General features: G+C 59.3%; 15 protein-coding genes. 11 read left to right on the forward strand and 4 right to left on the reverse strand.

What is annotated here, in order from left to right:
- The first annotated feature begins 1 nt into the window (after position 1).
- On the forward strand, positions 2-2,029 hold the full coding sequence (locus tag U3654_RS00205; protein WP_324753361.1) for a putative 2-aminoethylphosphonate ABC transporter permease subunit: 2,028 nt from the start codon (positions 2-4) through the stop codon (positions 2,027-2,029).
- Between the two features lie 3 nt (positions 2,030-2,032).
- Here U3654_RS00205 and U3654_RS00210 read toward each other — a convergent pair whose 3' ends face one another.
- On the reverse strand, positions 2,033-2,908 hold the full coding sequence (locus U3654_RS00210; protein ID WP_324753362.1) for a LysR substrate-binding domain-containing protein: 876 nt from the start codon (positions 2,906-2,908) through the stop codon (positions 2,033-2,035).
- Positions 2,909-3,031: 123 nt separating this feature from the next.
- Here U3654_RS00210 and U3654_RS00215 point away from each other — a divergent pair, with 123 nt between their 5' ends.
- From U3654_RS00215 to U3654_RS00235, 5 genes are all read left to right on the forward strand, one after another.
- Positions 3,032-4,210 carry a 2-aminoethylphosphonate--pyruvate transaminase gene (locus tag U3654_RS00215; RefSeq protein ID WP_324753363.1) on the forward strand — a complete coding sequence of 393 codons (1,179 nt, stop codon included), beginning with the start codon at positions 3,032-3,034 and terminating at the stop codon, positions 4,208-4,210.
- An 18-nt stretch (positions 4,211-4,228) separates the two neighbouring features.
- Entirely contained in the window at positions 4,229-5,473 is a 1,245-nt protein-coding gene (phnA, locus tag U3654_RS00220) for a phosphonoacetate hydrolase (RefSeq protein WP_324753364.1), read from the forward strand.
- 16 nt (positions 5,474-5,489) lie between these two features.
- Positions 5,490-6,938, forward strand: a complete 1,449-nt coding sequence (gene phnY / locus U3654_RS00225) for a phosphonoacetaldehyde dehydrogenase (RefSeq protein WP_324753365.1) — start codon at positions 5,490-5,492, stop codon at positions 6,936-6,938.
- 78 nt (positions 6,939-7,016) lie between these two features.
- Positions 7,017-8,372 (forward strand): aspartate aminotransferase family protein, encoded by a 1,356-nt coding sequence (locus tag U3654_RS00230; RefSeq protein WP_324753366.1) that lies wholly within the window; start codon positions 7,017-7,019, stop codon positions 8,370-8,372.
- Between the two features lie 62 nt (positions 8,373-8,434).
- Positions 8,435-9,208 (forward strand): DMT family transporter, encoded by a 774-nt coding sequence (locus U3654_RS00235; RefSeq protein WP_324753367.1) that lies wholly within the window; start codon positions 8,435-8,437, stop codon positions 9,206-9,208.
- On the opposite strand, the gene U3654_RS00240 is transcribed toward U3654_RS00235, so the two are convergent.
- Both U3654_RS00240 and U3654_RS00245 read right to left on the reverse strand, forming a co-directional pair.
- The gene (locus U3654_RS00240) at positions 9,199-10,206 is read right to left on the reverse strand and encodes a C-terminal binding protein (RefSeq protein WP_324753368.1); all 1,008 of its coding nucleotides are present in this window, start codon (positions 10,204-10,206) and stop codon (positions 9,199-9,201) included. The two genes, U3654_RS00235 and U3654_RS00240, sit on opposite strands and share 10 nt — an antisense overlap.
- Positions 10,207-10,215: 9 nt before the next feature.
- Positions 10,216-11,433 (reverse strand): FAD-binding oxidoreductase, encoded by a 1,218-nt coding sequence (locus U3654_RS00245; RefSeq protein WP_324753369.1) that lies wholly within the window; start codon positions 11,431-11,433, stop codon positions 10,216-10,218.
- A gap of 230 nt (positions 11,434-11,663) precedes the next feature.
- On the opposite strand from U3654_RS00245, the gene U3654_RS00250 reads away from it, so the two are divergent.
- The 5 genes from U3654_RS00250 (at position 11,664) to U3654_RS00270 (ending at position 14,536) form a co-directional block, all read left to right on the forward strand.
- The gene (locus U3654_RS00250; protein ID WP_324753370.1) at positions 11,664-11,834 is read left to right on the forward strand and encodes a hypothetical protein; all 171 of its coding nucleotides are present in this window, start codon (positions 11,664-11,666) and stop codon (positions 11,832-11,834) included.
- Positions 11,831-11,998, forward strand: coding sequence for a hemin uptake protein HemP (gene hemP / locus U3654_RS00255; protein ID WP_324753371.1), 168 nt, complete (start codon positions 11,831-11,833; stop codon positions 11,996-11,998). The genes U3654_RS00250 and hemP overlap by 4 nt, the downstream gene beginning before the upstream one ends.
- Before the next feature lie 217 nt (positions 11,999-12,215).
- Positions 12,216-12,428, forward strand: a complete 213-nt coding sequence (locus U3654_RS00260) for an imelysin family protein (protein ID WP_324753372.1) — start codon at positions 12,216-12,218, stop codon at positions 12,426-12,428.
- Between the two features lie 213 nt (positions 12,429-12,641).
- Positions 12,642-13,583 (forward strand): LysR family transcriptional regulator, encoded by a 942-nt coding sequence (locus U3654_RS00265; protein WP_324753373.1) that lies wholly within the window; start codon positions 12,642-12,644, stop codon positions 13,581-13,583.
- Positions 13,584-13,708: 125 nt separating this feature from the next.
- Entirely contained in the window at positions 13,709-14,536 is an 828-nt protein-coding gene (locus tag U3654_RS00270) for a DUF481 domain-containing protein (protein ID WP_324753374.1), read from the forward strand.
- A 235-nt stretch (positions 14,537-14,771) separates the two neighbouring features.
- Here the strand turns inward: U3654_RS00270 and U3654_RS00275 are convergent, their stop codons facing one another.
- A complete protein-coding gene (locus U3654_RS00275) occupies positions 14,772-15,770 on the reverse strand; it encodes a PAS domain-containing protein (protein ID WP_324753375.1) in 999 nt (332 codons plus the stop codon).
- Positions 15,771-15,816 lie beyond the last annotated feature (46 nt).

Genomic DNA, 15,816 nt, shown 5'->3' on the forward strand with positions numbered 1-15,816 from the left:
GATGGTCGACGCAAGCCAGACCAAAGCCCAGTCGCAGATGCCCGCCGGCCGCGCAATCAAGGGCAAGCTGAGCCGCGATGACATATTGATGCGCGCGGGGATGGGTGTGATCGCGCTCTACCTCGTCGTCACGTTGGTGATGCCGCTTTACGTCATGTTCTCAAAGTCGCTGTCGACCTATCGGTTCGATCTGTCGGGGTTCGAATTTCAGGTTTCGGACGAAGCGGGCGTTTTCGACGGCACTATCCTTACCGGCACCGAATTGAACGAGCGCACCGAGACCTATAAGCCGCGCGATCTGAACACGAACGCTGACGGACGCCTTGGCGTGACCGGGCTTTTCCCCGATTTTAGCTTTCGCAGTCCGGTCGAATACCAGATCCGGAACGTGGCTACGGGCGGCCGTTTCCTCGTCGGCTCAAAGCTGGTTACAGGAACTGAGTGGCAGCAGCTGGACAGCAATACGTTCCGGCGCGTATCGCTAAGGCCTACGAAATCGCGCGGCCTGTCCAACTTTGTTGAGTATTTTTCGACGCCCGCACTGTCAAATTCGATCAAGAATTCGCTGTGGATCGCTGCTATCAGCACGGTCATCACCGTGGGCCTGTCGTTCTGGTTTGCCTATGCGCTGAACCGTAGTTGCATGAGGTTCAAAGGCGTGTTCCGCCTGATCGCGATGATGCCCATTCTGGTGCCATCGCTGCTGCCCGGCATCGCGCTGGTCTATCTTTTTGGCAATCAGGGTATGTTGAAAGAGCTGTTGTTCGGCGCGACGATATATGGGCCAATCGGTATCGTGATAGGGTCGGTATTTTTCACCTTTCCACACGCGTTCCTAATTATCTCGACCGCGCTCGCAATATCGGACGCGCGCCTCTACGAGGCAGCCACATCCCTGCGCGCCTCACCCTGGCGCACCTTCTGGACGGTGACCATTCCTGGCGCGCGTTATGGTCTGATCTCGGCGGCTTTCGTTGTCTTTAACCTCGTCATCACCGATTTCGGCCTGCCAAAGGTGATTGGCGGACAGTTCAACGTGCTGGCGGTCGATATCTATAAACAGGTTATAGGTCAGCAGAACTTTGAAATGGGCGCGGTTGTGTCGGTGGTCCTCGTGATCCCCGCGATCCTCGCCTTTGCGATAGACCGGATGGTTCAATCGAAACAGGTCGCGTCCCTCTCGGCCCGCTCGGTTCCATTCCAGCCCACACCGGACAAGAAAATGGACCGGCTGTTCCTGATTTACTGCACGCTTGTCGGGATATTCATCGTGGGCATCCTCGCTGTCTGCCAGTTTGCGGCGCTGGTCAAATTCTGGCCCTATGACCTCAGTCTCAGCCTCAAGAATTTCCAGTTCGACCGCATGGATGGCGGTGGCTGGGAGGCATATTACAATTCGATCAAGCTGGGTCTGCTGACGGCGGTCATTGGCACGGCGGTTGTGTTCTTCGGCGCTTACCTCGTCGAAAAATCCAAGGGGTTCAAAACCGGGCGCGCGATATTTCAAGGCTTCGCGATGCTGCCTATGGCGATTCCGGGGATGGTGCTGGGCCTTGCCTACATCTTTTTCTTCAACAATCCGGATAACCCGCTGAACGTAATCTACGGCACGATGGTGATCCTCGTGGTGTCGACTGTGACGCACTTTTACACCGTCTCCCACCTGACGGCAGTCACGGCATTAAAACAGATGGATGGCGAATTCGAGGCTGTGTCGGCATCGCTGAAACAGCCCACGATGAAGCTGTTCGCGCGGGTGACAGTCCCGGTTTGCCTGCCCGCGATCCTGGATATTTCGATATACCTTTTCGTCAATGCGATGACGACGGTGTCGGCGGTGGTGTTCCTCTATTCGACCGATACGGCGCTGGCGTCGATTGCGGTGCTGAACATGGACGATGCGGGCGATATCGCCCCGGCGGCGGCGATGGGCATGATGATTTTCTACACCAACGCGGTGGCGCGGATCATCCACCTGATCGCGTCCAAGGGCATACTGGGCCGCACGCAGGCCTGGCGGACGCGCTAGATATTACACCTCAGCCGGGTGATCGGCGCGGGCGAACTCCATGAAGGCGCGGATCACCCGCACCTCGCGGCGCTGCCGCAAATGCACGATTGTCTCGCGCATCGCGATGTCGACGCCGTTCAGCGGTATTTGCACCAGCCGCGGATCGTGCCCGAATTCGGCCAGCGAGACAAAGCCGATCCCGGCACCGGATGCGACCATCTCGCGCACCGCCTCGCGCCCCTCGGCAACGATGGCAGGCTTTAGCGTGATGCCTTGTTTTGCGGCCTCTTCCTCGAGGCTGGCGCGCGTCTTGGATCCTGCTTCGCGTAGGATCAGCGGAAATTCTGCCGCCTCAGCCAGCGTCAGCCCGGCGGCGGGATTGACCAGCAGGCCGATAGCGGCAAAGGCGGTGATGGGCGTCGCACCCAGATCCAGCATTTCGACATCGGGTGTGGAAGGCGCATCGCCGATCACGCCGATCTCGGCGTTGTAGCTGCGCAGCTCGTGCAGGATTTCTTCGGTATTGCCACTGCGCAGGGACACGGTGACATTCGGATAGCGCTGGCGGAACTGCGTGAGCAGATTGACGACGTGATGCGCGCTGTCCGCGACGATGCGCAACTCGCCCTCGATCGCCGCGCGGGTTTCGGACATGTAGTCGGCGATGCGTTGCTCAACCTCGAAAAGTTGCTTGGTCAGCAAAAACAAATGCTCGCCAGTTTCGGTCAGGCGCACACGCTTGCGCTCGCGGTAAAACAGCAGCACGTCATGGGCCTGCTCCAGCTTGCGCACCTGCTCCGAAATGGCGGGCTGCGTCAGAAACATGGCCTCGGCTGCGCGGGAAAATCCGCCGAGAGCCGCGACATGATGAAAAGCGCGCAACTGGCTATGCCGCATGGGCCACCTCCCTTTGGGTTACGCATAGGCCGGGCCTATACATTAATTGATTATTGCAATTTTACATATGGGCGGCCTTGCGGCAATCGTGTTCGCAACACTGTCTTTTCGGAGCATTGCGATATGACCCTCCCCATCAAACCCCCGCATCTGGGCGAGCCTTACCTGCTCACCCCCGGTCCGCTGACCACGTCCCTCGCCACCAAGGAGGCGATGTTGCGGGACTGGGGTAGCTGGGACGACGATTTTCGTGGCATGACCCGCGATCTGCGGGACCGCCTGCTGGCCATGCTGGGAACGGGCAAGGACGATTTCGACTGCGTACCGATGCAGGGCAGTGGCACCTTCGCCGTCGAGGCGATGCTGGCCTCCTTCATTCCCCGCGATGGCAAGGTGCTGGTGCTGGCCAATGGCGCCTATGGCAAGCGAACTGTGCAGACGTTGGAATATCTGGACCGCGCGCATGTCGTGCTGGACAAGGGCGACTACCTGCCCCCCCGCGGCGAGGAGGTGGCGCAGATCCTCGCAGACGATCCCGCCATCACCCATGTCGTCGCCATCCATTGCGAAACGTCCAGCGGCATTCTGAACCCGGTCGAGGAAATTTCCGAGGCGACATATGCCGCAGGGCGCAAGCTGCTGATCGACTCGATGTCGGCCTTCGGCGCGATTGAACTCAAGCCGTCCGAGATCCGGTATGAGGCGCTGGTATCGTCGGCCAACAAATGCATCGAGGGTGTGCCGGGCTTTGGCTTTATCATCGCGCGCAAGGACGAGTTGGAGGCAGCCAAGGGCCGCAGCCACTCACTCAGCCTCGACGTGCATGCGCAATGGGCGCATATGAACAAGACCGGTCAGTGGCGCTTTACGCCCCCCACGCATGTCGTCGCCGCGTTCCTCGTTGCCCTCAAGGCGCACGAGGAAGAGGGCGGCGTAGAGGGTCGCGGCGCACGCTATACCCGCAACCGTGACGTGATGGTCGAGGGGATGCGCAAGCTGGGGTTTGAGACATTGCTCAAGGATCGCTGGCTGTCGCCGATCATCGTCACGTTCTTTTGCCCCGACGATGCCAATTTCGTCTTTGACCAGTTCTATGGTCTGATGAAGGACAAGGGTTTCATCATCTACCCCGGCAAGCTGACAGTCGTGGACAGTTTCCGCGTCGGTTGTATCGGGCAGATGGATGAACATGTGATGCGCAAGGTGGTCGAGGCCGCCGCCGCATCGCTTAAGGAAATGGGCGTCACCGATGCCACACCGCCGGCCATCGCGCTGGAAGAACGCGCCAAGCTGGCTGCCTGAATTTTAAGGACCGAACATATGCCGATTACCAACTCCGTCACCGCCAACGACCGCGAATATCCAGCGCCGAAGGTCTGCGCCATTGCCATCTGCCTCGACGGATGCGAGCCGGAATACCTGACCAAGGCGATCGCGGACGGTCTGATGCCGAACCTGCAAAAGATGCGTGAAACCGGTACCGACCGTTTGGCCCATTCGGTGATTCCGTCCTTTACCAACCCCAACAATCTCAGCATCGCGACGGGCCGCCCGCCCATCGTCCACGGGATTTGCGGCAACTACCTCTATGATCCGGACACCGGCGAAGAGGTGATGATGAACGACGTGCGCTTCTTGCGCGCGCCGACTGTCTTTAGCAAGTTCTACGAAGCAGGCGCGCGCGTCGCCATCGTCACGGCCAAGGACAAGCTGCGCGCGCTGCTGGGTGCGGGCCTCAAATTCGACGATGACCGCGCCAAGTGCTTCTCGGCCGAGAAGTCCGATACATCCACGCAGGCCGATCACGGCCAGGACGCCGCCAGCAAATGGCTGGGCATGGCACAGCCCGAGGTCTATTCTGCTGAATTGTCGGAGTTCGTCTTTGCCGCTGGCGTCAAGCTGCTGCGCGAATGGAAGCCGGACGTAATGTATCTGACGACCACCGACTACGTTCAGCACAAATATGCGCCGGACGACGCAGAGGCGAAATCGTTCTACAAGATGTTCGACAAGTATCTGGGCGAGCTTGATGAAATGGGCGCGGCGATCGTGGTCACCGCCGATCACGGCATGAAACCCAAGCATGACGCCAATGGTGATCCGCAGGCCATCTATGTTCAGGATCTGATGGACGAATGGCTGGGCGAGGCGGCGGCGCGCGTCATTCTGCCAATCACCGACCCTTACGTCGTCCATCACGGCGCGCTGGGCGGCTTTGCCACCGCGTATCTGCCCAAAGGTGCCGACCGCGCGGACATCATCGCGCGCCTGAAAAAGCATGATGAACTGCTAGAAGTCATCGACAAGGAAGAGGCAGTGAAACGCTTTGAACTGCCCGAAGACCGCATCGGCGACATTGTCATGATTTCGACCGAGAACATGACCATCGGCACCTCCGAGCACCGCCACGATCTGGCCGCCCTGAACGAGCCGCTGCGCAGCCATGGTGGCCTGACCGAGCAGGTCGTGCCCTTCATCGTGAACCGCAAGATCGACTTGCCCACCAAGCCGGAATTGCGCAACTTCGATGCATTCTTCTACGCTACGACTGCGGCGGCACTTTGATATGGAGGACTTGTCCTTGACCCAGATCGAGCCACGCCACGAGGGGATGCGCATTGGCGGTGAAATCGTCTTTACCGACGATGTTGTCGAGGTGCTTTTTCCCTACACCGAAGAGGTCATCGGCACCGTCCCGGCGGGCAAGGCCGAGCACGCGCGCAGGGCGTTCGAGATAGCCGCTAATTACAAGCCGACCCTGACCCGATATGAGCGCAGCCAGATCCTGCACCGCGCGGGCGAACTGATCGGCGAGCGGCGCGAGTATCTGGCCAAATGGCTGGTGCTGGAGCTGGGCATTTGCCACCAGCACGCCATTTACGAGACGAAACGCGCGCAGGATGTCTATAATTTTGCATCCTCTCAGGCGCTGATCGACGACGGCGAGATTTTCTCGTGCGACCTCACTCATAACGGCAAAGCGCGTAAAATCTTTACCATGCGCGAGCCGGTTCGTGTGATTTCGGCCATCACGCCGTTCAACCACCCGCTGAACATGGTCAGCCACAAGATCGCGCCGTCCATCGCCACGAACAATTGCATGGTCTGCAAGCCGACCGAATTGACCCCGCTGACCGCGATCGCGCTGGCCGATATCCTCTATGAGGCCGGCCTACCGCCCGAGATGTTCCAGATCGTCACCGGCCTGCCCGGCGACATCGGCGACGAAATGATCACCAACGATCATATCGACATCATCACGTTCACCGGCGGTGTGCCGGTGGGCAAGATGATCGCGTCCAAGGCGGGCTATAAACGTCAGGCGCTGGAACTGGGAGGGAACGATCCGCTGATTATCTGTAACGACCTGACCGACGCTGATCTGGACAAGGCCGCGACCATCGCCGTTGCGGGCGCGACGGGCAATTCCGGCCAGCGCTGCACAGCGATCAAGCGTATTCTGGTGCAGGAATCTGTAGGTGACCGCTTTGTCGCGCTGGTGCTGGAAAAGGCCAAAGCGATCCGTTTTGGCGATCCGCGAGATCCCGATACCGAACTGGGCTGCGTCATCCACGCCAAGGCTGCCGAAACCTTTGAGAACCGCGTGCTCGATGCCGAGAAACAGGGCGCAAAAATCCTGTATCACCCCGAGCGCAAGGGCGCGCTGCTGCCACCCATTGTGGTCGATCACGTACCCCACGACAGCGAATTGGTGATGGAGGAAACCTTCGGGCCGATCATCCCGATCGTGCGTGTACCCGATGATGATGTCGAGGTGATGAGGATTTCGAACTCCACCCCCTTCGGCCTGTCGTCGGGTGTCTGCACCAACGATCTGAACCGCGCCATCGCCTATATCAACGGGCTGGACGTAGGCACCTGCAACATCTGGGAACAGCCCGGCTACCGGATTGAAATGTCACCCTTTGGCGGGATCAAGGACAGCGGGAATGGCGTCAAGGAAGGCGTCATTGAGGCGATGAAATTCTTTACCAACGTCAAGACATACTCGCTGCCGTGGCCCGGATAATACTCTCTCCCCGAGACTTGAGGCCCGCTTGTCGGGCCTCTCTTTTTTGACGCCACAGGCACCCGAAGGCGAGGCACCATGACCCAGATCGTTCACACCGAAGGCGAATCCAACACCTCGGACGCGCGTCAGGCGTGGCTAAAGAAGTCCATCGGCTCGAACTCCGCACCGCTCCTACAACGCGACTCCGACGCCTTCCTGCATCAGAGCCTCTCTAGCCCTTGCGTGTCGACCATCGCCAAGGCCGAAGGCATCTGGATCGAGGATTTGGATGGCCGTCGCTTCATGGATTTCCACGGCAATTCGGTGCACCATATCGGGTACGGGCATCCCCGACTAAAGGCCGCCATCGCCGCTCAGATGGATGAGTTGCCATTCGCACCGCGCCGTTTCACTAACGAACCTGCGGTGCAGTTGGCCGAAAAACTGGCCGAAATTGCGCCGGGCGATCTGGGCAAGACTCTCTTTACCACCGGCGGATCGGACGCCAACGAAGTGGCGCTGAAAATCGCGCGCGCCGCGACAGGGCGGTTCAAGACGGTCAGCTTCTGGGATGCCTTCCATGGCGCCGGCATGGGCGCGGCCAGCGTCGGTGGCGAGGCGACCTTTCGCAGCCACATCGCCGGACCTCTCATCTCCGGTGCCGAGCATGTCGCGCCTTTTGCCTGCTATCGCTGCCCCTATAATCACTCAGGTCCGGACGTCTGCGGCCTCGCCTGCGCCAAGATGGTCGACTATGTTTTAGAGCGCGAAGGCGACGTCGCAGCCGTCATAGCCGAGCCGATGCGCGCCGTCCCTTACGTGCCGCCTCCCGGCTTTTGGAAGGCCGTGCGCGAGTCCTGTGATCGTCATGGTGCGCTGCTGATCCTCGACGAAATTCCGACAGGTCTGGGCAAGACGGGCCGCATGTTCGCGTTTGAGCATGACGACGTAATTCCGGATATTGTCACCATGGGCAAGGCACTAGGCGGAGGTATCCTGCCTATCGCCGCCTGCGTCGCGCGGCGTGATCTGGATGTATGCGGCGATTTTGCCATCGGGCATTACACGCATGAGAAAAACCCCGTGACCGCCCGCGCAGCGCTGACCACGCTGGAAATCATCGAGGACGAAAACCTTGTCGAACGCTCAGCAGAGTTGGGCGATTATGCGATGGACCTGTTGAGGGATCGGCTGAATGGCTGCCCGATTGTCGGTGACATTCGCGGGCGCGGCCTGATGTTCGGCGTCGAGATTGTGCAGAATCGGGGCGACAAGACGCAAGGCAATGCGCTGGCCGAGGGCATCTACTATGCCTGCCTTGATGCGGGCCTCAGCTTCAAGATATCCCAAGGCTGTGTTTTGACCTTGTCACCGCCGCTGACCATCCCAAAGGGCGATCTTGACCGTGCGCTCGAGATCGTTGTGGCGGCGATCAAGGACGCAGCAAACTGACCCTCACCGTCAGCCTGATGGTACTCTGCGCCGCCATGCTTCATGCGCTGTGGAATGCGGTGATGAAGGGAGCAGGGGATCGCGCGTTGACCACCGGGCTGCTCGCGATTGGGCAGGGGGCATTCGGCCTGACGCTGGCGCTGTTTTCGGCGCGTATGTCGATGGCGGCACTGCCGTGGCTGATCGCGTCCATCGTCATTCACTGGGGCTATTTCTATCTGCTGAATGTTGCATATCGGCTGGGCGATCTTAGCCTGATCTATCCCATTTCGCGCGGCCTTGCACCGCTCGTGGTGGCGCTGGCGGCGCAGATCTGGGTGGGTGAGGTGCTACCGCTTTACGCATGGGCCGGAATCGTCGCAATCAGTGTCGGCATATCGGTCCTGTCTTATCCGGTGCTGCATGGCGCCCTGCCAATGGGTGGCGTGCTGGCGGCGGTCGGGGTGGGGCTGATCGTGGCCAGCTATACGCTGATCGACGGTATGGGCGTGCGCGCATCCGGCAATGCGGTGGGCTACATCGCGTGGGTCTTTGTCGGCAATCTGACCGTGGCGATGTATGTGTTTCCGCGCCGGATGGAACGACTGCGTGCGTTGCCGGTCAAAACAATCGCTCTGGGCCTGTTGGGGGGCGTGATATCGGGCTGCGGTTATGGCCTGGTGCTGTATGCCAAGACGCTGGCACCCCTCGGCCTCGTCTCGGCGTTGCGCGAGACGTCGGTGATCTTTGCCGCGATGATCGGGGTTCTATGGTTCGGCGAAGGGCCGCGCGCACGGCGACTGGTGGCAGCTGGGATCGTTGCGGTCGGAATCGTACTGATCGCCGGTCACGGATAGGTAGCGCCCGGCTGATCCTGTAGGCGCGGATCAGTGGATTTGACCAGCACGGGCCGCCCCTCAATCATCTCGTTGCAGCGCTCCAATGTCTCGCGCTCCAGCCGCTCCATCGCCTCGGCGGTGTAAAACGTCAGGTGCGGCGACAGGATCACGTTGTCCATCTCAAAGAGCGGGCTGATCATATGGCCGTCGCGGCGCAGAGGCTCGTCGCTGAAAACATCCAGACCCGCACCTGCGATCCATCCCTCCTGCAATGCGCGTACCAGCGCCGCCTCGTCCACGATGGCCCCGCGCGAGACGTTGATGAGGTGGGCGTGGGGCTGCATCGCGCGCAGTTCGGCCTCGCCGATCAGGTGGTGGGTGTTGGCGTTCAGAACGCAGTGGATACTGATAATATCGGCTTGCGCCAGAAGATCGAGCAGCGTCTCGCACCGGGTCACGCCGACCGCCTCCATGTCACTGGCGGGCGTATGAGGGCTGTAGGCGATCACGTTGGCGCGGAATCCCTGTCCGCACATTCGCGCCATGCTGCGCCCGATTTTACCAAAGCCGACGATGCCGATAGTTTTGCCCGCAATATCGTTGCCCATCCATGTCGGCTCGGGCCAGGCCCAGCCATCGGCGCGCATTTTGCGGTCCAGCGGGATCAGCTTTCTGGCCAGCGCGATCATCAGCGCAAAGGCGCCCTCGGCCACCGTTTCTTCGGCATATTCGGGGATGTTGACGACCGTGATACCGCGCGCCTTGGCGGCAGGGATGTCGATAGCGTCGATACCTACGCCGTATTTGACGATGCCGCGCAGGTTGGGCGCGGCGTCGATCACGCGGACGGTTATGGGAGTGTAGCACATCAGCAGCAGGTCGGCGTCCGCCACCGCGGCGATGAGGCTATCCTCATCTATTCCATCAGGCAGCGTGACCAGATCGTGGCCTGCATCCCTCAGCGCGGTATCGGTAATAGGGGTTTGCAGCTCGGCGTCGGTGCGAACGATCTTCATGGGGAATCCCTAAATGATGGCGGTCTCAGCATAGGGTCTGCCCTCTGTGATCCGCTCGAAATGGAATGGGGTCAGATCCAGCGTGCGATACTGCCCATGCACCAGCCATTCGGCCATACCAAGCCCCATGGCGGGCGCTTGCTGTAGCCCGTGGCCGGAGAATCCGTTCAAAAACAGAAAGTTGCTCAGCTCAGGATGTGGGCCGCAAATGGCGTTATGGTCAAAGGTATTCATGGCATAGTGCCCGGCCCATTCGCGCAGGACGCGGATCGCCTCGAATTGCGGGATACGCGTGGCGATGGCGGGCCAGACGTGGTCCATCCAAATGCTATGGTCCATGTCAAAATCGTCCGGATCGACCGCCGGATCAATATGGCTATGGGCGCCCGCCATATAGGTATCGCGCCCATCCTGCCGGATGTGCACGCCCGAAGGGTCCACCGTCAGCGGCAATTCGCGGCTCAGCGGCTGCTCGGCCGAGAACGTCCACGTATAGCGCTTGCGAGGTTCCACCGGGATGTCGATGCCCGCCATCGCCGCCGTGCGCGCGGCGCGCGGGCCGGTCGCGTTGACCAATTGGCCGCAGGCGATGGCATCGCCCGACGCAAGCGTGACGCTTGTCACCCGGCCCTTGTCATGATGGATCGCTGTCACCTCGCCTGCCAGAAACTCGACGCCGCGCTCGCGCGCGGAACGGCGCCACCAGTCAAAGACGGCCATATAGTCCCAATAGCCCTCATCCTTGAGGTTGATGCTGCCCAGCACCAGATCGTCCACCGCGTAGAACGGATATTCGGCGGCCAGTTCATCCGGCGTCATCAGCCGCGTTTCGGCCCCTTCGGCGCGCTGGACGGCATGGCTGGCACGAAGGGCATCTGCGCCAGCCTCGGTATCGGCCAGATACATATAGCCGTAATTCTGAATCTTTAGCTGCGGTACGCGAGGGTCATCACCCATATAGCTGCGCAGGTTCTGGATGAAATCGGCCCCAAACTGCGAGATGCGCACATTCAGCGCTGAACTGAACTGCTGGCGGATGCAGGAATTCGTGTGCCCGGTCGAACATTTCTCGTAAGTCGGATCACGGTCGATCACCAGAATGCGCCCGTCGAAATCCGCATCGCTCGCAGTGAACCACGCCGCAGCCGCACCCATCATTGCGCCGCCTATGATAATCACGTCATAGGCGTCATGGGCGGGGGACGACACATAGCTATTGGGCGGCATCTTGGTGTCTCCTGAAGGGGGCGCGCAGATCGACTTTCGTCAGGCGCGCGGCAAAAGGCAAGTCCTGTGGAATTGACAGAGGTCGGCAGGTTTTTGTTTCCGACTAAAAAAGTCGAATTGACATAGCTGACTGAATCACTCAGATTTATTTCTGTGCCAGCCACCTCGACTCGGGACATGTCTTGAGATTCGGGGAAGCCGACGGATATTTATAGATCAGGACGCGCGCCATGCTGTTCCAAAAACCACCCTTGCAAACCCCTGCCGACCCGGCGCGGACCAGTGCGCGCCCCGGCGCCGCCGAGATTGTGCAGCGCTGGCAGGAGGATGCCGGGATCGAGGGCGCTGCCCTTGAATGGATGCTGGACCGTACGCGCCCGCCGCAGGAGGCCCGGCCATGACGCTTCAGCCCAAGACCATCGAAATCAGTAACGCGGCGGACAATCTGCCCACCTATGACGCCCGGCATCTGGTGCTGGACGGCGATCAGGCGCGCATCGTGTTCGAGGACAAGGTTTACAATTTGCGAATAACGCGCGCCGGCAAGTTGATCCTGACGAAATGAGCGGCCGTTGCTCACCGATCCTCACCACGCTGGCCTGCGAATGTGGGCTGACGATGAAATGCTTCGCGCTGGCCGCGCCGCGCGACATTGCGCGGATAGCCTCGGCGTTTGCCGCATTGCACTAAAGGACAGATCTACATGAACCGCCTTTTTTCTCAGCACCACGGTCCTCACCGTTGCATTGGCGCTACCGGCCTTTGCCGCGACAAAATCGGAAGTGCTGTACACTTACACCAACATCGCTGCCGCCGGGTATGAGGACAGCGCCGCGTCGGCGCGCGCCCTGCAAGACGCGGTTCAGGCCCTGACCAACGATCCCTCACCCGAGGCGCTTCAGGCCGCGAAAGAGGTGTGGCTGAAGCACCGCCACTTTCGCGGTATGCTGGTCAAGGAGTGCGTAGCAGTGCCGAGGCCCGGTATCACATGTTGAGCGGCGCTGCGGTCCGATCGCCTAATATCGGGGTTAACTGTGCGGAACCGGACGTCAGGCCTCTGGGGTTGGGACCGCACGAGATCTTTCGTCAAGCCCGGACGCAAAGGGCTTGCGTCATCTAGTTCCGCATCAATGGGATTAGGCCGTTTTTCCGTGAACGCCTAACGATTTTCATTTGCGATTGACATGAGAAACTCTCATGTTTGCCCCATGGACATCACGCTTATCAAAACATTTCTCGAAGTCGCTGCCTCCGGGTCGTTCGTGGCCGCGTCCGAGCGACTGTTCGTCACCCAATCGGCAGTTTCGCTGCGCATCTTGCGGCTGGAGGAATCGCTGGGCTGTCCGCTGTTCACGCGGTCCAAGGCGGGGGCGGAACTAACCGTCGCTGGCCGCGAATTCGAACATTACGCGCTGAGCCTGATCAAGATCTGGCAGGAGGCACGTCAGCAGATCGCCATGCCGGCAGGTTTTACTAAGACGATTACAATCGGGGCGCAATATTCGCTCTGGCCACGGCTGGGATTTCGTTGGATCGACCGGCTGAGGCAGGTCATGCCGCAGCTGAACCTGCGCACCGAGCTGGGGATGCCGGACCGCCTGACGCGCCAACTGACCGAAGGCGTGCTGCACGCCGCCCTTATGTACACACCACAACTGCGGCCCGGCCTGTCAGTCGAAAAGGTCACGGACGAGGAACTGGTGCTGGTCGCGCCCTGGCCCGAGCCGACGATGGACTTGGAGGGGCGATACCTTTTTGTCGACTGGGGGCCGGAATTTGTGCAATCCCACGCGATGGAGCTGCCCAATCTGACCAACCCAGGCATTACCTTTGCACTGGGGGCGCTGGTCGCCGAGTACATCCTGTCGCGCAATTATGCGGCCTATCTGCCCGCGCGATACGTCAAACGCTACATCGACAGCGGCCAGTTGCACCTGGTGCCCGACGCGCCTGTATTTCCCTTTCCGGTCTGGGCAATCTGGCGCGAGGATTTGGATCCGGAAGTTGCAGAAATAGCACGCTCTGCGCTGCATGATGTGGCATTGAACACAGAGGTCGAGCAGGAGCAAGTTCGGGAGAAATTGCGTGAAATCAGCGAGGTACATGAGATTACAATTTTAGGTAGCGGTGAAAACGATTCACGTGAGTAATAATCATTTCATACTTGAATAATTTGAATTTAACTTATGCATGAGGGGTTCCTATTTTCGTCTTAGCAGAGATGCTCCCGTTCAAATGAACTGAGCGGGTCACCTTGTTGGGAAAGGAACGACCCATGAAGAATTCAACCAAACTGGCGGCTGCCTCCGCTTTGGCGCTGATGATCGCTGCACCGTCATTCGCTCAGAGCGTGGTTCTCGGCATCGATGACCTGGACGACCGCGTCGAGGATATCGAGCGCGACGTCACCCGTGACATGGACAAAGCCGAAGACAAAGACCGTTTCGGCAACAACCAATTCGCACAAGGCTGGAGCGGTAGCATGGCGCTGGGCCTGTCGGCCACTGACGGCAATACCGACACTGTCGATCTGTCACTTGCCGGTCGCCTGCGCTATGGTGTCGGCCCCTGGAACCACACTTGGGCCTTCGCACTGGAAGCAGCCGAAGACAACGACGTGCGCAACAAGGAAGAGGCGTTCGCCACCTATGAGGCGAACCGCTACGTCAGCGAAAATGCCTATATCTTCGGTGTTGGCACCCTGCGCTATGACGGCTTTGCGTCCAACAAATGGGACGCGTTCCTCGGCGCCGGTCCGGGCTACCGGATCATCAACAACGATCGCACAGCCTGGCGCGTTCAGGCAGGCCCCGGCGTGCGCTATATCGAGGACCAGCTTGGCAACGACACCACCGAGATCGCTGGTATCGCATCCTCGCGCCTCTACCATAAGATCAACGAGTACGCGTTCCTGTCGAACGACACTGACGTCCTGTTCTCGGACAACGACACGCTGGTCGTCAACGATCTGGGCGTGACCTTCAAGCTGTCCAAGAGCCTGGCCACCCGTACCAGCCTGCGGACTGAATGGAACAGCGATCCGCTGCCCGGTCGCGATGATACCGATACCTCGTTCAATGTGTCCCTCGTGGTTGGCTTCTGATCCGCAGCCGACTGCTACAACGAAACGGGGCGGAGAAATCCGCCCCGTTTTCCTGTGCGCTAAGGTGATGGGGCTGCGCGATGCACATTGTTGAATGGCGCGCGATGTCTGGATGTCAAAACTAGATTAAACTGGCCTCGTATACCGACGTTGTTTGCCGCTGTGCTGGCGGCGCTTGGCAAATATTGCCGTGAACGATGGACATGCATGGCAAACCGGCTGTTCCGTCTGGCAGCTATAGAGGAAATTCAGCCTCGACGATCAATCCGGTCTCTTTCCAGTGCAACTCAATTGAGCCGCCCACAGCCGCAATCAGATCATTGACGATTTTTGAGCCGCTTTGCCGTTCAGGCTTTGCGACGCTCGGACCATTTGTTTCACACCATCTGAACTCAAGCGTGCTGTTCTCACCTGCGGTTTGAACCACCCAATCGACATTGACCTTTCCCTCTTCAACACCGAGCGCACCGTATTTCACAGAGTTTGTCGCCAACTCGTGCAGGCTGAGGGAAATGCACGAAAGCAGATACGTCGGGAGCATGACGTCAGGTCCGTCAAGATTGAACTGCTGCGCACTCTTGGGAGAGTAAGCGAGCAATATCGTCTGCGCGAGTTCTCTCAAGCTCAAATTCTGGTCATGTGGCCGGTTAATTGTTTGAAAATGTGCATCACTCAATGTCCGGAGCCGTTCAGCTAGGATGGACCCCAGAACCGTAGCATCCTTTTCTTCGCGCGCTGTCATCCTGATGACGACGTTCATCACATTGACGATGTTTCGCAGTCTATGAACCAGTTCGTCGTCGGCAAGCTGGCGTGATCGACGCTCTGCATCCCGCTTTGCCGTGACGTCCAGCTGTGATCCGAAATAAAACACCAGCTTCCCATCGTCGTCCAGAATCGGGCCGATCTGGAGGGCATTTACAAAGCTGGAGCCATCTTTGCGATAGTTAAGTATTTCGACAGTTTCGACCCTTTGGGCTTGGATGGCGGATCGCACTGAATCAACGCTCTCTTTTGTCGTGTCTTGGCCCTGTAGGATTCTGCAGTTTTCGCCAATGATCTCGTCTTCGGAGTAACCCGTCAAATCGAGAAACGCGGAATTGACAAAAACAATGGGATTATCTGGGCGGCATGGGTCCGAGATGCAAAGAGGGATTCGAGCGTGCAGAACGGCCTGAGCCATCGCCATGTCGTTTTTTAGATCCCAACGGGCGCGGTTTTTCGCAATGTTCAATTTACACCCTAACTTCGCCGACAATGTCTGTGTCGCTGATCTGTCT

The sequence above is a fragment of the Roseovarius sp. Pro17 genome (assembly GCF_035599575.1).
In the GTDB taxonomy this organism is placed as follows: domain Bacteria; phylum Pseudomonadota; class Alphaproteobacteria; order Rhodobacterales; family Rhodobacteraceae; genus Roseovarius.